The sequence below is a fragment of the Paenibacillus sp. SRL342 genome, assembly GCF_984798905.1.
In genome coordinates, this window is record NZ_OZ481790.1 from 5,282,270 (window position 1) to 5,304,887 (window position 22,618).

21 protein-coding genes are annotated in these 22,618 nt (G+C 44.6%); 5 read left to right on the forward strand and 16 right to left on the reverse strand.

The genetic code is table 11. From position 1 onward, the window contains the following. Positions 1-264 precede the first annotated feature (264 nt). The 5 genes from AC4E8D_RS23255 to AC4E8D_RS23275 all read right to left on the reverse strand — a co-directional run bounded on the left by AC4E8D_RS23255 (position 265) and on the right by AC4E8D_RS23275 (position 4,449). Entirely contained in the window at positions 265-1,569 is a 1,305-nt protein-coding gene (locus tag AC4E8D_RS23255) for an alpha/beta hydrolase family protein (RefSeq protein ID WP_221824524.1), read from the reverse strand. 151 nt (positions 1,570-1,720) lie between these two features. Then, positions 1,721-2,149, reverse strand: coding sequence for a DUF3021 family protein (locus tag AC4E8D_RS23260; RefSeq protein WP_221824526.1), 429 nt, complete (start codon positions 2,147-2,149; stop codon positions 1,721-1,723). Positions 2,150-2,161: 12 nt separating this feature from the next. Further along, entirely contained in the window at positions 2,162-2,608 is a 447-nt protein-coding gene (locus AC4E8D_RS23265) for a LytTR family DNA-binding domain-containing protein (RefSeq protein ID WP_221824528.1), read from the reverse strand. Between the two features lie 349 nt (positions 2,609-2,957). Continuing rightward, a complete protein-coding gene (locus tag AC4E8D_RS23270) occupies positions 2,958-3,497 on the reverse strand; it encodes a nucleoside deaminase (RefSeq protein ID WP_339178484.1) in 540 nt (179 codons plus the stop codon). A 214-nt stretch (positions 3,498-3,711) separates the two neighbouring features. Next, on the reverse strand, positions 3,712-4,449 hold the full coding sequence (locus tag AC4E8D_RS23275) for a cyclase family protein (protein ID WP_221824530.1): 738 nt from the start codon (positions 4,447-4,449) through the stop codon (positions 3,712-3,714). 200 nt (positions 4,450-4,649) lie between these two features. Between AC4E8D_RS23275 and AC4E8D_RS23280 the strand changes: the two genes are divergently transcribed. Further along, positions 4,650-5,285, forward strand: a complete 636-nt coding sequence (locus AC4E8D_RS23280; RefSeq protein ID WP_339185436.1) for a type 1 glutamine amidotransferase family protein — start codon at positions 4,650-4,652, stop codon at positions 5,283-5,285. Here the strand turns inward: AC4E8D_RS23280 and AC4E8D_RS23285 are convergent. Then, positions 5,269-6,216, reverse strand: coding sequence for an NADP-dependent oxidoreductase (locus AC4E8D_RS23285; protein ID WP_490205262.1), 948 nt, complete (start codon positions 6,214-6,216; stop codon positions 5,269-5,271). The genes AC4E8D_RS23280 and AC4E8D_RS23285 overlap by 17 nt on opposite strands. Before the next feature lie 174 nt (positions 6,217-6,390). Between AC4E8D_RS23285 and AC4E8D_RS23290 the strand changes: the two genes are divergently transcribed. Further along, positions 6,391-7,269, forward strand: a complete 879-nt coding sequence (locus tag AC4E8D_RS23290; protein WP_490205263.1) for a PhzF family phenazine biosynthesis protein — start codon at positions 6,391-6,393, stop codon at positions 7,267-7,269. A 74-nt stretch (positions 7,270-7,343) separates the two neighbouring features. Here AC4E8D_RS23290 and AC4E8D_RS23295 read toward each other — a convergent pair whose 3' ends face one another. The 5 genes from AC4E8D_RS23295 to AC4E8D_RS23315 form a co-directional block, all read right to left on the reverse strand. Further along, a complete protein-coding gene (locus AC4E8D_RS23295) occupies positions 7,344-8,291 on the reverse strand; it encodes an alpha/beta hydrolase (RefSeq protein ID WP_490205264.1) in 948 nt (315 codons plus the stop codon). 110 nt (positions 8,292-8,401) lie between these two features. Continuing rightward, the gene (gene exlX, locus AC4E8D_RS23300) at positions 8,402-9,118 is read right to left on the reverse strand and encodes an expansin ExlX (protein WP_036668609.1); all 717 of its coding nucleotides are present in this window, start codon (positions 9,116-9,118) and stop codon (positions 8,402-8,404) included. Between the two features lie 520 nt (positions 9,119-9,638). Further along, the gene (locus AC4E8D_RS23305) at positions 9,639-10,844 is read right to left on the reverse strand and encodes a cation:proton antiporter (protein WP_490205265.1); all 1,206 of its coding nucleotides are present in this window, start codon (positions 10,842-10,844) and stop codon (positions 9,639-9,641) included. A 3-nt stretch (positions 10,845-10,847) separates the two neighbouring features. Continuing rightward, positions 10,848-11,354 (reverse strand): cation:proton antiporter regulatory subunit, encoded by a 507-nt coding sequence (locus AC4E8D_RS23310; RefSeq protein WP_036617317.1) that lies wholly within the window; start codon positions 11,352-11,354, stop codon positions 10,848-10,850. Then, positions 11,344-11,817: a GreA/GreB family elongation factor gene (locus AC4E8D_RS23315; protein ID WP_237177098.1), complete on the reverse strand. Its 474-nt coding sequence runs from the start codon at positions 11,815-11,817 to the stop codon at positions 11,344-11,346. Before AC4E8D_RS23315 ends, AC4E8D_RS23310 begins: the two co-directional genes overlap by 11 nt. 388 nt (positions 11,818-12,205) lie before the next feature. Here AC4E8D_RS23315 and gdhA point away from each other — a divergent pair, with 388 nt between their 5' ends. Further along, positions 12,206-13,591 (forward strand): NADP-specific glutamate dehydrogenase, encoded by a 1,386-nt coding sequence (gene gdhA, locus AC4E8D_RS23320; protein ID WP_490205266.1) that lies wholly within the window; start codon positions 12,206-12,208, stop codon positions 13,589-13,591. A gap of 123 nt (positions 13,592-13,714) precedes the next feature. On the opposite strand, the gene AC4E8D_RS23325 is transcribed toward gdhA, so the two are convergent. The 4 genes from AC4E8D_RS23325 to AC4E8D_RS23340 form a co-directional block, all read right to left on the reverse strand. Next, on the reverse strand, positions 13,715-15,655 hold the full coding sequence (locus AC4E8D_RS23325) for a beta-glucoside-specific PTS transporter subunit IIABC (protein ID WP_490205267.1): 1,941 nt from the start codon (positions 15,653-15,655) through the stop codon (positions 13,715-13,717). Between the two features lie 89 nt (positions 15,656-15,744). Continuing rightward, on the reverse strand, positions 15,745-16,833 hold the full coding sequence (gene eutH, locus AC4E8D_RS23330; RefSeq protein WP_490205268.1) for an ethanolamine utilization protein EutH: 1,089 nt from the start codon (positions 16,831-16,833) through the stop codon (positions 15,745-15,747). Between the two features lie 2 nt (positions 16,834-16,835). Continuing rightward, entirely contained in the window at positions 16,836-17,879 is a 1,044-nt protein-coding gene (locus AC4E8D_RS23335) for a Gfo/Idh/MocA family protein (protein ID WP_490205269.1), read from the reverse strand. Positions 17,880-17,944: 65 nt separating this feature from the next. Then, the gene (locus AC4E8D_RS23340) at positions 17,945-19,219 is read right to left on the reverse strand and encodes a glycoside hydrolase family 140 protein (protein ID WP_490206505.1); all 1,275 of its coding nucleotides are present in this window, start codon (positions 19,217-19,219) and stop codon (positions 17,945-17,947) included. 245 nt (positions 19,220-19,464) lie between these two features. Between AC4E8D_RS23340 and AC4E8D_RS23345 the strand changes: the two genes are divergently transcribed. Continuing rightward, positions 19,465-20,508, forward strand: coding sequence for a LacI family DNA-binding transcriptional regulator (locus AC4E8D_RS23345; RefSeq protein ID WP_490205270.1), 1,044 nt, complete (start codon positions 19,465-19,467; stop codon positions 20,506-20,508). A gap of 94 nt (positions 20,509-20,602) precedes the next feature. After that, on the forward strand, positions 20,603-21,457 hold the full coding sequence (locus tag AC4E8D_RS23350) for a pentapeptide repeat-containing protein (protein WP_490205271.1): 855 nt from the start codon (positions 20,603-20,605) through the stop codon (positions 21,455-21,457). A 161-nt stretch (positions 21,458-21,618) separates the two neighbouring features. On the opposite strand, the gene AC4E8D_RS23355 is transcribed toward AC4E8D_RS23350, so the two are convergent. After that, positions 21,619-22,596 (reverse strand): diaminopimelate dehydrogenase, encoded by a 978-nt coding sequence (locus AC4E8D_RS23355; RefSeq protein ID WP_372238418.1) that lies wholly within the window; start codon positions 22,594-22,596, stop codon positions 21,619-21,621. Between the last annotated feature and the right edge of the window lie 22 nt (positions 22,597-22,618).

A 22,618-nucleotide genomic window follows, 5' to 3' on the forward strand; every position in this document is an offset into this window, starting at 1 on the left:
CGCACTGTACAAAACCGCCCAGTTCGACCAATTTAAGTACCTTGTTAAACTAACCTGCCCGCTAGTTGAATAAAAGCATCCAATCACAATGGTCGGCTGCTTTCTTAGTTTTATTGAATTAACGTTTCCCGTTAGTTTAATAATCTAGTATATAAAGATTATACTGCTTCCTATCGCTCCATCTTTGTCATTGGCATAATTTATCTTGTGTTCACAATTGTTTTACTTGCCCACATTACTTAAATTCATTAACTCGACAGATACTTAATACGTCGCTTTTGGAGCAAACTGACCTTGATTCTTTAGCACAGAGTCAAAAAAACGAAGGATAAGTTCATTTTGAGTTTCAATCGCATAATACTTATCGATATCTGCTTTTCCACCCTGCAACAGGTCTGCCAATATAGGAGAGAATAAAGGTAGATCAGTCAAACTTAAATGTTTTGCGCCTTTAAAATGAACGGTGTATGCTCCTTTAAAATTTTCATTTGAAATTTTATTCGCGATATAAGAAGAGCTGCTGTCCAGCTGTACCCATACATCATCCGAATAAATGTTAAGAAGCGGGATTGTGTAAGCTTCGGATTTTACAGATAGTTCGTTCGTAGCTTCATCATACGAAAGCTCGCTAAAGAACGGAGAATCTATATTTACCACTGCGTCAATGTCATCGCGTTCTCTGCCCAGTGCTACGCTTGCCGCTCCACCCATAGAATGACCGAACACGCCTATTTTTTGTATATCGATTCGCTCATATACAGGATCTTTATTTTGCCCTGCTTGTTCTAAAATAGTATCCATGACAAAATCCATATCATCAGTTCGCATTGTTATCCATTTTTGAGTAAGCTCGAAATACTCACCAAGCGAATAAAAACCTGCTTTATTTGCATTGTTGACTTCTTGCATATACTCGGGGTTAACTGTCACAATCTTTCCAGCCTCGGAAATGGTATAAAAAGAATGATAAGGATGATCAATGGAAACGACGACATAACCGTGGCTCGCAAGTTCTGTAAAGGTAGAAGTGTTGCTTGCTTTAATACCGAATGCTCCATGGGAGAACATAAGTAAAGGATAGGTTGCGTCTGCATTTTCAGGATACCAAAATTCTACATTAACAAACCGATTGTTTTCTCGATCCGTAAATTCTTCAATACGATTCATGTCCACATAGCTGTAAGTGGCGGTGGCCACTGCATACGGACCTGTCACTTGTGGCAATTTATACTGTGGAAAAAGTAAAACCGGAACAAGAGTGACAACGATAGTCAGTGCTAGCAAAAGGAATTTCAAAATCGTAGAAAAAACTTTGTAACCCGGAGTATGTGTTTGTTTGCGCAGGAGTGCAACCATTTCTTTGAAAGCTAATATAAAGAGCAAGCCTGCAAACAGCCCCCAAGTGTACTCCCATACGACGATGTTCCCTAAGATCAGCATTATGAATACTATAAATGTTGTGATTCTCATCAAACTCTTTATCTTGCTGTGGCTTTGCTTGGTTGCAATGGAATAAACGGCAATTGCAAGCTCAAAAACCAACATAACAATAAGTATTAAAATTTCCATAAGTCTTCTCTCCTCCTCCAACTTTTTATGAGTTCATCATAAGAAATGGTAGAGGATGTGTATACGCATAAACGATAAGCTGTAGCTGAAGGCCACTAAGTTGTAAAAAACAACGCAATGAAGTGTACTTACTCTGCGTTGTGTATACCTTCTAATTCTCGTTTTTAAATGTTTTTAATCTTTTATTAATCATTTGAGCTTCCTTTTTGTCGCTCCTATAGGCCAGCAGGCGAACGATCGCATATACTACGGCAATTTGCAAAGCCAATAATAATATACCGGAAGTGGTGTATACGAGATTCAATATGACAGCGAGAGAAATTAAAACAGATTCCAGAAAGAGAAAATGAAAAACTACCCACAAGCGCATTTTATTCTCGCTAATCGAATGCGGCATATATAATATGATTCCAGTTAAAGCACCCAGAAAAGAGAACGCCATAATTGTGAAAATCGTGTTTAACTCAAAACTAGAATCAGGAGTATAGATTTGCCGTAATATAGCGATGATTATCATGATGGAGGCGAATATAATTAAGAAATCTCTGATCATTTCTTTGATGAGGCCAAAATACTTCATGTAGGTCCCCCTTTATAATCCAAGCATGTGCTTAAGCATGGGCACATACTGCCGTGATATGACTACCTTTTCCCCGTTATCCAATAATGCCTGAAAACGGCCGCTAATCGACGGATGAATACTAGTAATCTTAGCTATATTTAGGATGGTGGATTTGGAGGCGCGAAAACAATGCTTCTCTCTGCATAGTTCCTCAAGTTCATAAAGCTTTTGTTTGACTTCATGAACGTTGTTCTTACCATACGCAAACACTCTGCCGTCAACAGCTTCAAAATAATAAATATCACTAAGTTTGATACGGCTGATCTTATCCTCATGGTAACCAAGTATAATGAGCGTTTCGGTTTTTATTTTATTAACGAGCTCATATATTTCTTCGTCTACCTGGTGACACCTGATGCGGATCTCCTCTTCTTCTGTATGGTCTATAACTTCGATGAAAATTTCGATGAAAATCACCTCAAAAACTCGAATTAAAACTTGTTAACGTTTATAACATGAATCATAAATCCAAATAATCAGATAATCTCGATTTCCACGCCTTTCTAAATTAGAAGTAGGTCCTGGTGCTTGCGAACTTATCGGCGTCCAATAATGTCCTTATTACCTTAATTTTAAAGTCGTCCCTCCAGAAACAAATTGACATAACCCTATTATAATTTTCCGTGTTCCATTGATTCCTCCTCTTCGTTCAGGTATATTACCACTCATCTTACTGGAATATAGTAGAATAATCTATTTTATGCTTACTGTTCATTTAAGCTAACCTGCCCGTTAGCTTAATACATCAGGTGCAAAGTTTCATTTATTATTGAACAGTTTCATTTACTAATTCATCATTCCAATGATTATCGCTATACCCACGGCTGTTGTTCCATTCTGCTAACATTTTTCTTTGTCTCAACTCTAAATCTCTGTAAGGGGCTGCAACAAACACGATGTCGTGGAACAGATCATTATAAATAGGTAATTCGCTATTTAATTCCTTGAATTTTTTAAATGCACCTATATCCCTATCATTTGCAGCCCAAACCACTTTTTTAATCAAAGACAACACGATTGTACCTGTGCACATGGGACAAGGCTCACAGGTAGTATATAAGGTAAGTTCGTTCTTTGGAATAAATTTCTTGCTCTCAAGATGAAGTATCACATTTCCGGCTTTTCTTATAGCGTCCACTTCGGCGTGAGCTGTAGAATCACAGCTTAAAAAAACTCTGTTCCTACCTCGGCTTACAACTGAACCATCTGCATCAACAATAATTGCACCGATAGGAAAAGTACCTTCATCTCTAGCCTTTTCTGCTTCTTCAAAAGCTAACAGAAGGTTTTCGTAATGCTTGTCCATCTTATACACACCCCATCTCAGTAATTCCCAATAATAATATATTCCAGAAATATACTGCTACTCCTTCTCCCATAATGCTAATTTTTCTTGTACGGCTACGCTAACCTGCCAGTTATCTTAACTGAAAAACAGCCGACTATTTAGCCGGCTGTCTACTTGAGTATTCTGAGTTCTGTGCCTGATTTATCTATTTCAGCTTTTGATCTAGCTAGTTTTACGGCAAAATGGCAAAAGACCGGACTGGAAAGCCAGATGCTTTCTCCGCTTTGGGTACAATATTGAAAATAACAGCGCCTTTAGCCGGCACCTGATCCAGGTTTGTTAACAGCTCGACCTGGTATGTATCCTGAGCAAGTACATAATATTCTGCCAGAAGTGCTCCATTCTTCTGATAATCCACCGCTGAATCCGTGTCAAAGGTTTCATGCCCAATGGCTTGTACTTTTCTCTCCTCAAATAAAAACATGAGCGCACTAACCGACCATCCGGGTGCATGACTGTTGCCCTCCGCATCCTTGTTATCAAATGTTTCATGGTTAGGCCAGCGTTTGCTCCAATCGGTACGTAAGGCTACAAAGCTTCCAGCTTCAATCACGCCATGCTCTCTTTCAAATGCAAGAATATGCTCCACTTCCAGTGTAAAATCCGGATTGTTCTCTACTTCGGCAGACTGGTCAATGACAACAAGCGGGAGCACAAGCTCCTTCAAACCTAGTTCATCCAGATACCGGGTATCCCGAACGAAGTGGATCGGCGCATCAAGATGTGTCCCGTATTGACCCGGGAACTTGAAGCTCTGGGCAAAGAAGCCTTGATCGTGATCAAACAGTGTATCGAATTGCGCTGCTTCGAAAGCTGAAAAATGTGGAGAGCCTGGACCAAACGTATGAGTCAGATCCACCCATTTCTTTTCTTTTAACAATTGAATGGCTTGAATGAGTTCGTTGGACATCCTAATCACCTCATGCACAAAATGGAATAAATTTCTCCTATTATATCTTATTCCATTACAATTGGGGAGAATACCTATATTGGTTGGCAGGGCAGTTAATTTTCAAATTTAAAAACTTCACTGACCGTAGATGTCAGTGAAGTTTTTTTATAATAGGAGAGTAATCCATTCAATCATGAATAACAAAAGGAGCGTGTATGATGCAAACGAAGAACGTATATCTATATGTATTTGATACGATGTCAGACTGGGAGATAGGATATCTAACTGCTGAATTGAACTCGGGAAGGTATTTCAGGAAAGAGATCAAGCCTTTACAGGTCGTAACCGTAGGCGTGGATAAACATCCGGTAACTACCATGGGCGGATTGAACATCCTTCCTCATATTTCTATTGATGAATGTTCATTGAAAGGTGACGACGTCATCATTCTTCCAGGAGGAAACACCTGGATGGACACCATCCATGATCCCCTATTGAAAAAAGTTGCTGCCTCTATAGAAGAGGGTACGGTTATTGCAGCGATTTGCGGTGCGACTGTTGCACTTGCAAAAATAGGGATACTGGATTCCAGACAACATACAAGCAATGATTTAGAATACCTGAAGATGATATGCCCAGAATATACTGGGGAAACATATTATCAAACGGAGCCAGCAGTAACCGATGGAAATCTAGTTACTGCATCTGGAATAGCTCCGTTAGAATTTACGATGCATGTGTTGAAGCTGTTGAATGTCTTTGCACCAGAAACATTACAGGCCTGGTTCAATCTGTATCAGACTCATGAGTCCAAATACTTCTACCAGTTAATGAATTCTATTGCACCTGAATAACCAGTTTCCCTCGGGTATGATGGGTTTCACTCTTCTCATGTGCTTCCCTTACTCCCTGTTGAGTTAGCGGGTACGTTCCATCAATAATCGATTTGAGCTTGCCTTCCGCAGCCAGTTCAGCCAGCTGATCCAGTTGATCCCCTTTGGGCTCCATCATGAAGACGTTGGCCGTTACTCCGGCTTCCTTAGCAAGCTTCTCATCCGGTTGTTCCACCAAGGACACGAGATGTCCGCCAGACTTTAACACTTTGAAGCTGTCGCGCTGAATATCACCGCCCATGGTGTCCAGTACAACATCATAACCGGAGAGAATCTCCGAGAAATCTTCTTTTTTATAGTTGATAAAATGATCCACACCCAACGAGCGAAGCAACGCTTCGTTTGATTCACTTGCCGTGGAAGCCACTTCAGCGCCTAGGGACTTGGCGATCTGAATTGCATATGTTCCCACACCACCTGCACCAGCATGAATGAGTAACTTCTGCCCTTTGCCTAAACGTCCATGATCCACAAGGGCTTGCCAAGCCGTCATCGCAGCCAGCGGGATCGCTGCCGCTTCCTCGAAACTCAGTTGCTCCGGTATACGGGCTATAATGTCTGCATCGACAGCAACATATTCTGCATAGGTCCCGAATTGACGCGGACGCGCAAATACCCGATCACCTTCTCTGAACCGCGTGACATTGGAACCTGCTTCAGCCACAATACCCGCAACATCGCCGCCCAGAATCAACGGGAAATTCTCCGCTGCTTCTTTCATATCACCTTGTCTGATTTTGAAGTCTATCGGATTCACCGACGTGGCATGCGTTCGGATTAACACCTGATTCACTCCACATCTTGGCTTGGCTACTTCCTGTTCCTTCAATTGTTCCGCTCCACCAAATTTCTCAATCACAATTGCTTTCATTAGAGATCCCAGCCTTTCCATTGGATTATCGTTATGCTCTCCTCCATCATTACCCTTTCCCAGCAATCACTTGACCTATTCATTCAAAATTCACAACAATCTGAGATTCACAAGCCAATTCAACAATCGTGATATAATGTCGATTAGTGATGAAGTTAAATCTTAACTCAATAATTGAACAAGCGAGGTAACACGATGGAAGTAGAAGTAAGTACATTACATGCATTTTCGGATCAGGCTCATGGCGGAAACCCCGCAGGTGTTGTTTTACAAGCAGCTCATTTGTCTGAAACCCAGATGCAGGAGATTGCCAGACAAGTCGGTTTTTCAGAGACTGCATTTGTTATGCCGTCGGATCAGGCTGATTTCAAAGTGCGTTACTTTACCCCAAGTGATGAAGTCAATCTATGTGGACATGCTACAATTGCTTTGTTTTATCTAATGAAGACACAGCTGCTCGTTAATGTTGGTACATATACACTGGAGACACTGGCCGGAATTCTTAAAGTTGATATCGAAGTCAATGGAGAAGTCTATCTGTCTCAGACAATGCCGGAGTTTGGGGAGATCGTGGATCGACAGCAGATTGCCGATTCGTTACGTATTTCTATGGAGGATTTGCATGCTGAACTACCTGTACAGATTGTGTCTACCGGGCTACCCGATATCATGATAGCCGTTAAAGATATTGATGTTCTAACCAAAATCGATCCTGACTTCCAGCGTATCACTGAAATAAGCAGGGCTCATCATGCCATAGGTTATCACGTGTTTACACTCGAATCAGATGATATGGACGTTCTGGCAGAATGCCGTAATTTTGCACCGCTTTATGATATACCGGAAGAGAGCGCGACGGGCACATCCAATGGTGCAATGCTCTGTTATTTATCCCAGTACAACCAGCTTACAGATCCTCATCTTCACACGTACACGATCAGACAAGGGTATACCATGAACCGCCCCTCCGAGATCCGAGCCAGATTAACGCTGGGCAGCTCTAATGAAATCACACAGATTCAGGTTGGCGGTAATGCAATTCATATCGAAAACATTCAAATACACCTCCCTTAATGGGAGGTGTTTTACGTACGTAGGATATGTAAACTATCTTATGGGAAGCAGTGTAGTAGTCTGGCCTGTGGTCATCATTGAATTTGTTGTAAAAATCGTAGTACCGCTACCTCCAACTGGTTCAGCCCTGGCTGCTCTATAGGAAAATGGCCTGCCCCTTCCAAGATCACACATTCCTTGTCTACCACCAGACGATCAAAAAAAGATTGGCTGAACCTGATTGGTGTCATGGGGTCCAGTTCAGGGTGAACCAACAGGACCGGACACTGGCTGAACTGTTCCGGGCTTACCTCCGGTTTTTTATTAAGGAATGTTCTTAATAATTCCAACGGAATACGTGTAGCTGCCGCTTGTGGATCATCCATAATAAGCCGGGTTAAGTCCTTGTTATTGGTAATCAGTTGCATCCGGGATACCTGCTTGACCGAAATACGTACATGATCCAGCAGACCAGGGAACATATCCATCATCCGTTTTCCCGCCCGGCTTACCAGACGATTCGGCGCAAGCTGGTCACGCATTTCCGGGTTACTCGTATCTACAAATGTAGTTGCGATCAAACCCTTAACACACTTGCTGCGTGCACTGGTGTGATAGGCAAGCATACCTCCGATACTACTTCCCAATACAACGATTGGCTTGCCGTCTTTCTTGTATTCCCGTTCGATGAGTGACACAAGCAGCTCTATCCATAGTTCGTAGTTGATACGTGTACCAGACATTGCGTAACTTAACCCATACGGTGGAAGGTCTGGCGATACCACCTCGTACCCATGCCGCTGCAACATACGGGCATACGGAGCAAGCAACCTGCCATTGCCTCCCGCCCCATGAATGAACAGGATTTTCATTGAAGACTCTGGCGCAGGCAAGCGGTCGATATGCAGATGAACCCCATTTGACTCCCACCATTCTTCCTCAGGAACTGTATGCTCCCCTAGCCTGACTTCTTCCGGGAAAAAGGCCTGATACTGTTTCCAATAGGGATGTGTTGTCTGATAGGAAGGCAAACTTTTTTTCATACGGGTACATTCTCCTCTTTTCGTATACAAAAAAAGCCGTACAGTGTACGACTTTTCGTTAAGAATTCGTCTATGACCATACTTCTTTTTATAACACCTTCGTATATCTGTCAATCGGGAAACTGTACATTGCCCGGTACGATATATGCACCACCTGACCCATCATTAGGCAGAGCCGGGATCGTGTCATTTAATACCTGACCGCGAATATCGGTAATACGAACGTTTAATTTTTCTTTGCCCAGTCCAGTTCCGAGGAAATGATTATAGTCTTGCTTTTCAAGATTGAGCCACGTGCCATCCTTCTGTTTCACTTCGAACTTCAGCACCGGATATTTGTGATTACGAACCTGAATGGCTGCCCACCACTGACTGCTGCCTTCCTTGATCCGATAGGAGACGTTGCCTTGAATTGGAGCTTTGACCACTTTCCAGCTGATATCGATTTTGCCTGCCTTTGGGTCACCGATCAGGTTAAAAGCATTCGGTGAGAGATCCAGCGCTCCGCTGGCACCCTCTGGATAGAGGTCTGTTACATAGACGGTTGTTTTGCCTTTAGGACCCTGCACCTCGAGATAGGCTCCCGCTAAGGCGGCTTTGACACCGTTATAATTGAGTTGGAACGGATTAAGTGCAGTAATTTTCATGTCCGCCGGGATGGGATCAAGCAACACTGCACCTCCCGAGTAACCTGAGCCTGTATACGTCGCGTAACCCTGATATGTATCGTTCCATGCGGCAGATGCAGGCAGAGCAAATAATACGAGACTGAGCAACATCCCTGTACCGGCCCATTTTAACCGTTGAAATCTACTTTTCTTGTTCATGAGCTATTCCTCCTCGTCATTCTACCTTCTGTTACATTGAAACATAAGTTGAACTAAAGAATATTTACACTTGCCACTCCGATGACAGAATAACCTTCCGATCACTGTTATCCCCAGATTTTTTGATTCAATTTTACAAAGGTGAAAATCTGTTGATAAAGGCGAACGCTCCGCTTCTTCAGGTTTCTTCTGTCCTCTACGTTCTCGTGTAAATGGTTGGTTCAACTGCTAGATTTGAATATAACATTATTTTACATAATAACTTCTTATTTTCAATCCCTCTCTACCAAATCACATCTATAGTCCTGCCTCTAGACTTAAACATTCACGACCACGCACAAGATATGGATACATACCATAATTTGGTGAAATAGGTATAATAACAAGGCTTGTATTGGTCCGATTCCCCGTAATAAAAAAACGCCACACCCTGGAGTAATTTCGCTCTCCAAATGGTGTGGCGCCTATTAAACACTACGGTCAGAATAACCTGTCTGTCCTAGGACAGACAGCGTTTGACTCAACCCGTTTCCCTTCGTTTCATCCGCTTCCTTAGCCGCGCATACTGAGCATAGATCCGCGGAGATTCTTTCGTCAGGATAGGCCCCAGCACAGCCAGAATTAACACATACAACACGGCAAACGATTGGATGGATGCCATCAGCCCTCCGGCCTTGCCGATGTTTGCCATGATAATGGAGAATTCGCCCCGGGAGACCAGGGTAAAGCCCACATTCAACGAGGCCTTAGGGCTCATTCCAGCCAATCTGCCAGCGATCATACCTGCACCATAGTTACTGGCAATCGTCAGAATAACGGCAATAATCGTCATCCCAACAGCTCCACCAAGTGAAGCCGGCTCGATGGTCAGGCCAAAACTGAAGAAGAAAATTGCACCAAAAAAATCTTTGAAAGGCATGATCTGATGTTCAATCCGACTCACATGTCTTGATTCGCCCAGCACAAGCCCCATCATCAACGCTCCAATAGCTTCCGCTACATGCAGTGTCTCCGAGAAACCAGCCACCAGGAAGAGCAGTGTCATGACGGTAAGCAGGAACAACTCTGATGACTTGATATTCAGTGCCTTATCAATATATTTGATGCTTTTCCTGCCAATAATCAGGAACAGCACAATAAACAGCAGGGCAGACAGCGATACCAACAGAACACTTAAGAATGAAGTTGCCCCGCTGAGCACAAGCCCAGTCAGGATGGAGATATGAATCGCGATGAACAAGTCATCAAACATGATCATGCCCATGATAATCTCTGTTTCAGGGTTTGCCGTGCGTTTCAGATCAACGAGCACTTTAGCTACAATGGCTGTAGAAGAGCTGGTCATGATCCCGCAGACAACAAGTGTCTCCTGAAGGGGCAGATCCATGAACCACCCCAACAGCAATCCAGAGACAAAATTCAGACCAACATAGAACATGCCCCCGGTCAGAATGGCTTTACCAGACTTTAATAAACGGGAGACCGAGAACTCCAAACCCAGATAAAATAGCAAAAACAAAATGCCAAGTCTACCCATAAATTCAATAAAGGTCGAACTTTCGATAAAACGTAAATCCACTATGCCGATCTGTGGTGCATGTGGTCCAACAGCCATACCAATGAGGATATAGAAAGGAATGACCGAAAATCGTAATTTTGAAGATATCAGCCCAGTAAGTGTAATCAGCGCAACGGCAATTCCCACTTCGAATATGAGCATATCCATAGGCTAAGTCCGTCCATCAGTCAACAATTGTTTGAGATGTTTGATCTGATTCCGTTCACCGGCAACTACAATTGTAGCTCCAGCGGTAAAAGCATAATCCGGACCTGGATTAAAATGCTTCTCCTTATCCTTGGTAACAACAGCGAGAATAACGGCGCCCGTAGCCTGACGGATATCCAGTTCACCAATCGTCATGCCAACGCTTGCGGCGTGAGGTTCAATTCGCAGCCATTCGATTAACAGCCCTTCAAGCATCACTTCACGCTCATCCTGAAACTTCGGTTTATAGGTCATACCACCAACGATGGCGGCTACTGCCCGGGCTTCATCATCGTCCAGGGTGACAAGAGATACCATATCACCCACCTCTTCAGGCGTATCCCCTGACTCCATATGGAACAGGTCACGTCGCTCGTCGTTATGAATCACAATGACCAAGTGCTCACCACTACGGGTATGCAACCAGTATTTACGTCCAATCCCTGGTAAATCTGTCTCTTTAAAGTGCATGATCTGCACCCCCTAGGGCCGGCTCGTTCAAGGTTTCGCTCCTCAGCTCAATCCCCGTGATGCGAATTCTCATGGAACCTGATGGTGTATGAACAGACCTAACTTCCCCTATACTGCCAAGCAGTAATTGACTCCCTACTGGAGAGAGGAAGGAAATACGACCCTCATCAGGATCGGTATCTTCTGGCATAACAATCATGAACGAATCTGACGTATGAAAATCGAGATATTCAAAATCAATATGACTGCCGATCAATACAGCTGAGTCCAGATCTTCATCAGGGCCCAGGAGCAGTTTTTCCACATACTCCGTATATGCCGACAGTTGTTTTTCCAACTGTATCCGCTCTGGATCACGCACGTCGAAATAGGCGTCGAGAAATGTTCTTTTCTCTTCACCGAATGTAAATAGCTGGCTCACCAGCTTCTCTCTGCAATTATGGCGGGAAGTCCTATGGTTCATAGTAGATTTCACCCCCTATACAAGCCTTGTTCTCCATGTTGATTGGCATGTTTCTCTTCATCATCTTGTTTTCCTCCTTTTTATTATAAAAAGACCCCGGGATACGAGACCTTCTTACCATCTTACCAAAACTAATATTTTAATCCAGTATATTCGTCTAACTTGCTTTTTTATTATCATTTGTGGTCATATCTTCCATTTAATAACTTAATTCTTCACATCATATGGTAGATCCATAGAACATTTTAATTACTGCATAAAAAACATTTTATGAATTTTCATCTCGTATTTTTATTTGCTTTCCTGTATATTTAACTACAAACTTTTATTCAATTTATGCAAATAAGCCTCTACAGACTTTAACACAATAAAGGAGTGCATCGAAAAAGTGTCCACGATAACAAAAGCAACTACAGAGTCCGTTCAAGTTACTGCCGCAGAATATGTTCATTCCGTTTATGAGTCGGTTGTCGCCAGAAATCCGCACGAAGATGAGTTCCATCAGGCTGTCAAAGAAATTCTGGATTCCCTTATTCCTGTTATTGAAGCACACCCCAAGTATAGGAACCATAGTCTGCTGGAACAGCTTGTTGAACCCGAACGTGTAATCACATTCCGTGTCCCATGGGTAGATGATCAGGGCAAAGTTCAGGTTAACCGTGGATTCCGGGTGCAATTCAACAGTGCCATTGGCCCTTACAAAGGCGGACTTCGCTTCCATCCTTCTGTATACTCGGGCATCATCAAGTTCCTTGGCTTCGAACAGATCTTCAAAAATGCTTTGACCGGTCTGCCCATTGGCGGTGGTAAAGGCGGTTCTGACTTCGATCCCAAAGGAAAATCGGATCTGGAAGTTATGCGTTTCACGCAAAGCTTCATGACTGAACTGTACAAATATATTGGTTCCGATACCGATGTACCGGCAGGTGACATTGGTGTAGGCGCACGGGAAATTGGTTACATGTTTGGCCAATACAAACGTATCCATGGCGGGCATGAAGCAGGCGTGTTGACAGGAAAAGGTCTGCTGTACGGAGGAAGCTTGGCACGTAAGGAAGCGACTGGCTTCGGCTGTGTGTACTTCGTGAAGGAGATGCTGCAATCCAAGGGGCTCAGCTTCCAAGACAGTACAGTCGTTGTCTCTGGCTCTGGTAATGTGTCCATCTATGCCATTCAGAAGGCTCAGGAGCTTGGAGCTACAGTTGTGGCGTGTAGTGACTCAGGTGGCTACATTCACGATCCACAAGGCATCAACCTGGATACCGTGAAACGTCTGAAAGAGGTTGATCGTCTTCGCATCAGCGAATACCTCAAAGAACACCCGCATGCTACATATACCGAAGGCTGTGAAGGCATCTGGTCTATCCCTTGTGATATTGCACTTCCATGTGCAACGCAAAACGAGATCGATGAAGAAGCTGCGGCCCTGCTGGTTAAAGGTGGCGTGAAGGCCATTGGCGAAGGCGCAAATATGCCTTCCACCCTGGCTGCCATTGACGTCTTCCACGGTGCAGGCGTGCTGTTCGGTCCAGCCAAAGCGGCTAATGCCGGCGGTGTAGCCGTGTCTGCTCTTGAAATGTCACAGAACAGCATGCGGTTGTCCTGGTCATTTGAAGAAGTAGACGCCAAGCTGCATGACATCATGAAGAACATCTACACCAGCTGTGTAGAAGCTGCTGAAGAGTATGGCTGTGAAGGCAACCTCGTAGCCGGAGCGAATATCGCCGGTTTCCTCAAGGTAGCCGATTCCATGATTGCTCAAGGTGTGGTTTAATTCATCTCTCACTAATCTATACGGAATGAATAAGGGCAGTTCCCCGTAATTCGGAGAACTGCCCTTATTGGTGTTTTTACGTAGTTATATTGAAATGCTATTACTCTGACATATCATACGTTTTTATTTTACAGTGATCAAAGCTTCACCATGTTCGATGTTACCTTGTTGTTTAGCCTGAATGTCTGTGTAAATAGCTGTATTCGATACGATCACAGAGGTCATTATATCCAGCCCTGCGGCTGTAATGCCCTCCAGATCGAACTCCACCAGCTTGTCTCCTTTGCGAACAGTATCGCCATCAGAGACATATGAAGTAAAATGCTTGCCTTTGAGAGTCACGGTATTGATACCCACATGAATCAAAATCTCCACGCCATCCTCAGACAACAGTCCAATGGCATGTTTCGTTTTGAAAATCGTAACCACTACACCATCGAACGGGGCATATGCCACACCCTTTGTCGGAATGATCGCCGCTCCTTGACCCATGGCTCCACTAGAGAACGCCTCATCCCCGACCTCTGTCAACGGAATCAGTTGGCCCGTCAGCGGGCTGGACACGATCTTCTCTCCATACACTTCCGTAGTTGCCTGAACTGGAGTCGTGGCAGAAACATCACCAGCAGATTCTTTGTCATCCGATGATATACGGTTTGGTTGCACCTGTTCTGCTTTTTCCAGCTTCATTGAAGCAGAAGACGTGGCTGCATTTTTGTAACCGAACATGTACGTCAGAATAAAGCCCAATACAAAGGCGATAAGGACAGAAAGAATGAAACCAACGAATCCGGTATCAATTCCATTAGGATTGATGAACAACGGAATACCGAACACCCCTGCACCAAAGCCATACGCAGTAGAACCCATGAAACCAGCGACAGATCCTGCGATACCACCTGCAATGGAAGCCATAATAAACGCTTTTTTCGCCGGTAATGTTACACCGTAAATGGCGGGTTCCGTTACACCCATGAGGCCTGAAATTGTCGCAGACATCGCAATCGGCTTCAACTTCTTATCCCGGGTTTTGATCGCAATTGCAAATGCTGCCCCGGTTTGGGCAAACGTAGTAGCATACAACATACCATTGATTGGATCGAATCCGTTTGTTACCAAATTATTTAGCAGGATGGGAATAAATGCCCAGTGTAACCCAAAAATAATAATGGTTTGCCAGAGGCCAGCCAGAAGCAATCCGGCAACAATAGGGCTTAGCCCGTAAGTCCACATTGCTCCTTTGGCCAAATAGTCACTGATTAGCGTTGCTACCGGCCCCACTGCCATAAAAACAACCGGGGTAATTACTGTCAGTGTAACCAGCGGTACGGCAAACATTCTAATGGAAGAAGGAGATATTTTTGTAACCCATCTCTCGAAATTTGCTGCCAGATAAGAAGCAATAATAATTGGAATAACCGATTGTGTATAATTGATTAAAATGACCGGAATGCCCAGAAAGGACATGCCTGTCCCTGCCGTAGCGGCAGCGGTCATCGTTGGATATACGAGTGCAGCACCAATGGTTGCAGAGATAAATGGATTACCTCCAAACTTTTTCCCTGCAGAGAACCCAAGCAGAATCGGGAAGAAGTAGAACAGTGCATCTGCGGTTGCAAACAATATCTTGTATGTGCTCATGTCTTCCGTAAGCCATTTCAACGTACTGAACAGGGCTAGCAACCCTTTGAGAATACCCGCTGCCGCGAGCACACCGATTACCGGCATAAATACGCCAGATATCACGTCAACAAAGCGATTGAACAGACCTTGCTTATCTCCTTGCCCCTTTTGTTCTGAAGTGGCTGACATCGGTTCTTTTCCCATTGTTCCTATCAGGGACTCATAGACTTTGGGAACTTCATTGCCGATGACCACCTGGAACTGGCCACCACTCTCCACAACAGTGAGTACTCCGTCGATCTTCTTGATCTCTTCCTTGTCGGGTGCCTTCATATCTTTCAGGTTGAATCGGAGACGAGTCACACAATGAATGACGTTATTGATATTTTCATTGCCACCGACGGCGCTGAGAATTTCCTTTGCTGTTTGGTCGTGATTCATGTCATATACTCCTTTACATGGATGCCATAATATCTTGCAATAATTTCTTAATCAGACAAATTAGTATTTAAATACCGTTGTTAAATGATTTATATTTGAATATCGTTCTTGATTGGTGTAGCCCATGCTGCTACCATCGCCGCACTGATGCCCCCTGTCAATTTGCCCACAATCATGGCAGTTACCATAGATTTGTCCATCCCTGCTACGAAACCCAGATGACCCCCAAGCACAAAGGAGCCGCTGACTGCAAAAGCGATACTAATAACTTTTCCCCTTGGATTCATATTTTTGACCATTCGAAAGGTCGGAATATTGTGAGCCAGTGAAGCAACAAGTCCGGCGGTTGTTGGCGCATCCAAATTGAGCAAACGGCCCGCTCGCTCAAGCGGGGTTTGGCAGACTTTATTGATTACCGCAACCATGGGAAAAGCACCCGCCAGCACAATCGCAATTGTACCTACCGTTGTAATGCCTTCCGAGAGCGGTGCCATATTGGGAATTAGTGCCCAACCTGTAAGGGTTTTGACAGCTATAGCCACCAGTCCAATCAGGGACAACAAGGTGATACCGCTTCCAAATATTTTAAACAACCTCACGGTCTGATTCGTAAAATAGCGCAAGCCGATCATAATAATTACAGATAACAGAATCGGTATCATCAGATTTCGGTATATCACTGTAAAATTGATGCCCGCTACTAGACCGCCGACTAAACAACCAACGGGAATGGTACTGATGCCGATCAGTACCCCTTTGGCAAAGTACGGATGATCCTTCCGATCCAAAATGCCCAGTGCAACAGGGATGGTAAACACGATAGTTGGCCCAAACATGGTCCCCAGGAACGCCCAGGAGAACAGGCCAGCCTGTTCACTCTGGGCCATCTGTCCAGCCAAAGCGTACCCTCCCATATCTACCGCGAGGATGGTATTGGCGAACGATGCCGGATCGGCACCGATCGCTTCATATAATGGAGATATCAGCGGAATAAGCATATTCGCTAGGAATGGCGCAAGGGATACAATTCCCACCATCACCAGGGCGAGTGTGCCCATCGCCATAATGCCCTCCGTGAATGCTGCTCCAAGGCCCAACTTGTTCCCGAAAGCCTTGTCCACAGCGCCAAGCACCAGAAAAAATGCAATAAGAATCATGACAACATCGTTAATGGGCATGATTACTCCTGTACATACCGCTTCACGTTGTGATGGGTTGCGCTGTCATACGTATCGAATACCAAGCGAAGCGTTTTAACATTATCCGAACCGCTGGTCTGGAATTCCGCACCTGTATTCAAACATTCAATAAAGTGGGATTGCAGTTTACGATGACTGTCCTCGTAGTTTAACTCTGTACGTTCAGCATATACCGTCTCCACACCAGCATTATCAATGATGGACAACCTTCCGTCTTTATATAGCTTAATGGAAGCCTTATCCCCTTCAATGATGAGTTGCTCCTTATGATCCGGAAGCACCTGATTCGGTAAAGGTTCACTCAGTTCACGACGAGTCGCCCAGCTCATATCCATGAGACCGACATAATCCCTGTATCCCAGCATGACCATACCGCTGTCTTCCCCCAACGTATATTTACTAATCTTTCTGGTCTCGGCATATAGACGTTCAGGCTCACCAAACAAGAACCGCCAGGTGTCAAACCAATGCACACCCATCTCATAGAACAGCAATTGTGGCATGTCTCTAAAAAAAGGCTGTGGCAACTTCTCTCCCGGTGCGAATCTCGGAGAATAATAATCCGTATGAATATACCGAATCGTATTCAATTGTCCCACAGTACTTTCCTCAAGCAGTTGCTTGATCAACTGGAAAGGTTCTAACCAGCGCCAATTCTCCGTCACCATCAGACGCACACCTGCCTCTTCCGCAATACGCACCATCTCTTCAGCTTCCTCAATAGAACGGGCAAACGGCTTCTGGCACATAATATGCTTCCCCGCTGCTGCAGCCATTTTCACCAGCTCCAGATGAGTTTCCGGTGGCGTGATGATATCGATTACATCGAGATTCGCATTATCTAGCATTACGGCCACATCCGAATAGCGGAACGTTGCTGGAATGTTAAATCGCTCTGCTTTGTCATTCAGCGTATCTGAATGCCTGTCGCAAATGCCTGTTATCTCGGCATCGGCAATAAATTGCCAAGCCTTAATGTGTTTTTCTGACCAGTACCCTGTTCCGACAATACCAATTTTCCACATACCTTCACCCCATCTATAATCTAAATCTCTATTTGTGCCAGCTTTGGCACCTCTCTCTGGAAATCTTATTTACGTGTACCAATCACCACTACGTCATGTTCAAAAGCATGCATGGGAATCACACCATATTCGTTCTCGCGATAAGCTGCTGTCTTGGCAAATCGGCGCTGTACGAGATCAATGGTCGTAAAATCGTATTCTTCAACCGGGAAGTCCAGACGTACCTTGGTATTTACCGGAACATACAGCACGAGCGTGTCCTCCGTGCCTGCCGCACGAATCTCCTTCGTTTTGTTGAATACGATATCCATCGGCTTCACACCCACCAACTTGTACTGCTCAAAGAGATACTTGATAAAGGAATAATCCCACGCACCTTCGAATCTTAGAGCTGATCTCCAATCATAAGGGCTATCAAAACCTTCACCCTCCACAATGCCAAAAGACTTGCCTTTCTTGTGCCAGCTCCAGATGCCATGTGCCCCATAAGTGACACCGGCCCCACCTCCGGCAAGCAAACTCTGCCATGCAGCCTTGCGAGCATCGAATGCAGAGTAGCGCCCATAGACGTTGCGGCTATAACTAATCTGTTCATAACAAGGCTCACCGTTGATCACTGGACGTACAGGCGACTGATGATAGAAGTGATCTGCAATCTCATGCGCATAGGCTTGGAATTCCGAGTTATGCCCAGACTGATACATGTAAAAGTCCAGCCCTTCATGGTTTGCAAACACTTCAGGAATCTCTCGTAGTCTGCCTTGGATGTGTAACGTCGTCAGACTGGATGGGCTGATGCGTTTTACAGTCTCCAGCGCTATCTGATAGTAGGCATTCGCCTCTTCGGAAGGAAAATCCGTATCCCCACTGACCAGATACAACGGATTAAACTCCGAGAATCGATTTACCGCATATGTCACATAAGGCTCAACAGCTTCAAGTGGCATCTTGCCATCCTTCTGAAACATGGTGGCCCAGGTATCGGGTACATAGTTGCACCAAAGGAGCACAAGTGCGGGCGTGAATCCACGTTCTGTTGCCATACGAACCATGTCTTGTGCACGGTCAAAATAAGCTTCATTAAGTGAAAAATAGTCCGTCGAGCCATCTCCTTGCTGGTTAAAAGGTTCGATATTCAGATCAGAACCACTCGCATCCCATTGGCGCAAAATATTGATCTGTACGACGTTGAATCCCTGCATACTGCGATAATCGAGGTATTCTTCCCATTCTTCCAATGAAGCATTGGTAAATGCACTCCAAACCGTATCCGCCAAATAAAAGAACGGATTGCCTTCTTTCTCAAACGTCCTGCGGTGAGTCGTAACCTCAACAGACATCATTTCACCTATCCTTCCAACTAAACTAATTAATATTATTTTAGTTAAATTAATATAAATAAACATTCAAAAGGGATTATAAATGCGTTTTCAATTTGAATATTAGCACCGTAAACATAAACAGTCAATCACAATTTTAGTTTATATCCCAAATATTTTAGTTAAGTTTAGTTTAGTAATCAGCTAAACTAAACGCTTAATTCATGGTATACTGAACCAATGTACACTATTTAGGAGGTTCCCTATTGAAGATTGATGATATTGCAAGGCTTGCTGGAGTTTCCAAAGCAGCGGTCTCTCTGGCATTTAACAACAAACCTGGTGTCAGCGAACAGACACGTGAACATATACTTAACATCGCACAAGCACATGGCTACAAACCAAGAACAGTCAAAGTTGGAAGAGAAGCACCGAAAAGCAATGCTATTATTCGTTTTGTTGCCTGCAAAAATTCCGACATCGTCACAGAGCATTATGATTCTCTCCCGTTCTTCAATGAATTGATCCACCACATCACGGAACAGGTCAAGCAACATGGCAGTACACTTGTCATCTCTTCCATTGACGTACAGGATTTGCAGCAAGAACTGCAAACGTTGGAAAAGGAACAACCGTCCGCCGGCCTTTTATTGCTCGGGATCAACCTGACTGCGCCCATGATTGAAACCATTCAATCCATTCATAACAATGTCGTCATTCTGGACACGTCATTTGAACATGTGGATGCAAATTTCGTATCCATTAATAATACATTGGGCGGATATCAGGCAGGTCAACATCTGGTTAAGCTGGGGCACAGTCGCATCGGATATGTGAAATCCGGTACACGAATCCCAAACTTCATCAAACGGGAAGATGGATTTCGCACAGCGCTGGCCGAACATCATCTGACCGTTGCTGAGACACTAACCTTCCATCTGCAGCCCATGCTGGTGATGGCGCAGGAACATTTGCAGCAATCGATCCTCCACCTAGAGGAACGACCTACTGCTATTTTCTGCGAGAACGATTATATGGCAATCAGCACGATCAAATCATTGCAAAATATCGGCATCCGGGTGCCCGAAGATATTTCAGTAATGGGTTTTGACAACATTTTCGAAGCCAATGTAATCAGCCCTGAATTAACCACCGTACATGTCAAAAAAGATATGATGGCCAAAACAGCCGTCAATCTGATTATGACTAATTTGGGGAACAACGAGAAAAATGGTGCTCACATCTATGTAAATACTGAAATTGTGGAACGTAGATCCTGTGTGCCTGTTGCCACGCCCGGTGTTGAATAATTGTGAATAAGGGAATTGATCGTATTCCGGTGGGATGGTAAAGTGGTACTGACGTAATTCCATCTATTTGTACTATTATAAGGAAGTGTTTACATTGTCTAACCAACCATTTGCCAGCACTGCGAGTCCTCATCTTAGCGCAGACTGTGAGCAATGTTTTGGCCTGTGCTGTGTTGCCTTGCCCTATGGCAAGTCATCTGACTTTGCTTTTGATAAAGCCAGCGGCACACCCTGTCCCAATCTGCGCACGGACAATCGCTGCGGTATCCATACCCAGCTTCGGCAGAAAGGGTTCAAAGGTTGCACGGTATACGACTGTTTCGGAGCTGGACAGAAGCTGTCCCAAGTGACCTACGCGGGCAAAGATTGGCGTGATCATCCAGAGTCTGCAAACGAGATGTTCGAGTGTCTGCCTGCCTTGCGACAACTTCACGAGTTGCTCAGTTATATGAAGGAAATGATGATGAGACCGGAGACGTCATCCCTTCACTCGGCATTTGGTAAGTTATATGAGGAGATTGAGCACTTGAGCAATCTGGAGCCTGCGGCACTCCTCCGTCTGGACATCGCCAATTATCGATTCAGTGTGAATCCACTCTTGGTCCAGGCAAGTGAGATGGTACGCGCGAATGTGCCCCCCACCGCTCATGGACAAGGGAAGTCGAAGAACAGTAAAAAACGTACCGGAAGTGACTTTTTTGGTGCCAATTTAAAAGGGGCTGACCTGCGTGGCGCAAGCTTCCGAGGGGCTTTAATGATCGCAGCCGATCTCCGAAATGCAGATACACGAAATGCGGATTGGATTGGCGCGGACTTGCGGGATACGGATCTGGGCGATGCAGACCTGAGAGGTGGCATCTTCCTGACGCAATCCCAGATTAATGCAGCCAAAGGTAATGTGAATACCAAGTTGCCGGATCATCTTAACATTCCCTCACACTGGGTGTAGGCGCCATTTCCACAAGAGCACGAGCAGGGATACAGGCAGGATTATACCTGCTAATTCATATGAATGTATGAATCGTGTACAGCAACAGCCAAAAAAAAAAGCTCGTCCTGTACATCCAAGGACGAGCTGTTTGTTATACAAATCACTGGAACGAATCAGAATTATAACAAGTCGCGACGAAGATCTTCAGCCGATTTCGGAGACAAGTGACCGAGCGGAATATCAAATACCGTTTTCGCTCCCTTATGTCCTTCCACGCTCAAGCGTTGTGCAGCTCTTGCATACGCCACAAGTACGCTTGCTGTAAATTCAGGATTGCTGTCGAGTTTCAGACCAAATTCAATAATTTGCTTTTGACCGGCACCTGTAACCCCACTGCGAATAACAAATCCACCATGCGGCATACCTTCATGCTCGGATTTCAATTCTTCTTCGCTAATGAACGTTACAGTTGTATCGTAATCTGCAAAATAGTTAGGCATCGATACAATCGTCTCACGGATCTCATCCTGGTTGGCACCATCTTCTGCTACCACATAACATTGACGCAGATGTTTCTCACGTGTAGACAACTCTGGTGTCTCCCCTGCACGAATGCGGTTGATCACTTCTTCAACAGGTACAGTATACTGTACACCCGCCTTAACGCCTGGAACACGACGAATAGCATCCGAGTGGCCTTGGCTCACACCTTTGCCCCAGAACGTGTACTCTTTTCCTTCTGGCAGGATGGACTGTGCAAGCAGACGGTTCATGGAGAACAAGCCTGGGTCCCAACCTGTGGAAATGACACTTACGTGACCGCCTTGTTCTGCCGCAGCATTAACTTCTTTGTAGAATTCAGGAATCTTCGCATGTGTATCGAAGCTATCTACCGTATTGAACAACTTGGCGATGGCTGGTGTTTGCTCTGGAAGGTCGGTTGCAGAACCACCACAGAGGATCATAACATCAATCTTGCCTATGTATTGCTCCGCTGCAGAGATATGCTCAAAACGTACTTCTGTGCTTTCAGCGACCATCTGCTCCGGATTACGACGTGTAAACACAGCAATCAGTTCCAGATCCTCGTTCTGGGAAATGGCTTTCTCTACACCTTTACCCAAGTTACCGTAACCAACAATACCCACTCTAATCATGTTCAATCCTCTCCTGTCTTCT

Coding starts and splice junctions, on each gene's coding strand:
- AC4E8D_RS23315 (WP_237177098.1), bottom strand. CDS start 11,817: ATGAACCATAGGACTTCCCGCCATAATTGCAGAGAGAAGCTGGTGAGC.
- AC4E8D_RS23325 (WP_490205267.1), bottom strand. CDS start 15,655: ATGAATCACGACCAAACAGCAAAGGAAATTCTCAGCGCCGTCGGTGGC.
- AC4E8D_RS23305 (WP_490205265.1), bottom strand. CDS start 10,844: ATGGATATGCTCATATTCGAAGTGGGAATTGCCGTTGCGCTGATTACA.
- exlX (WP_036668609.1), bottom strand. CDS start 9,118: ATGAACAAGAAAAGTAGATTTCAACGGTTAAAATGGGCCGGTACAGGG.
- AC4E8D_RS23335 (WP_490205269.1), bottom strand. CDS start 17,879: ATGTGGAAAATTGGTATTGTCGGAACAGGGTACTGGTCAGAAAAACAC.
- AC4E8D_RS23275 (WP_221824530.1), bottom strand. CDS start 4,449: ATGTCCAACGAACTCATTCAAGCCATTCAATTGTTAAAAGAAAAGAAA.
- AC4E8D_RS23290 (WP_490205263.1), top strand. CDS start 6,391: ATGGAAGTAGAAGTAAGTACATTACATGCATTTTCGGATCAGGCTCAT.
- AC4E8D_RS23270 (WP_339178484.1), bottom strand. CDS start 3,497: ATGGACAAGCATTACGAAAACCTTCTGTTAGCTTTTGAAGAAGCAGAA.
- eutH (WP_490205268.1), bottom strand. CDS start 16,833: ATGCCCATTAACGATGTTGTCATGATTCTTATTGCATTTTTTCTGGTG.
- AC4E8D_RS23260 (WP_221824526.1), bottom strand. CDS start 2,149: ATGAAGTATTTTGGCCTCATCAAAGAAATGATCAGAGATTTCTTAATT.
- AC4E8D_RS23285 (WP_490205262.1), bottom strand. CDS start 6,216: ATGGAAAGGCTGGGATCTCTAATGAAAGCAATTGTGATTGAGAAATTT.
- AC4E8D_RS23295 (WP_490205264.1), bottom strand. CDS start 8,291: ATGAAAAAAAGTTTGCCTTCCTATCAGACAACACATCCCTATTGGAAA.
- AC4E8D_RS23355 (WP_372238418.1), bottom strand. CDS start 22,596: ATGATTAGAGTGGGTATTGTTGGTTACGGTAACTTGGGTAAAGGTGTA.
- AC4E8D_RS23280 (WP_339185436.1), top strand. CDS start 4,650: ATGCAAACGAAGAACGTATATCTATATGTATTTGATACGATGTCAGAC.
- AC4E8D_RS23310 (WP_036617317.1), bottom strand. CDS start 11,354: ATGCACTTTAAAGAGACAGATTTACCAGGGATTGGACGTAAATACTGG.
- AC4E8D_RS23340 (WP_490206505.1), bottom strand. CDS start 19,219: ATGTCTGTTGAGGTTACGACTCACCGCAGGACGTTTGAGAAAGAAGGC.
- AC4E8D_RS23255 (WP_221824524.1), bottom strand. CDS start 1,569: ATGGAAATTTTAATACTTATTGTTATGTTGGTTTTTGAGCTTGCAATT.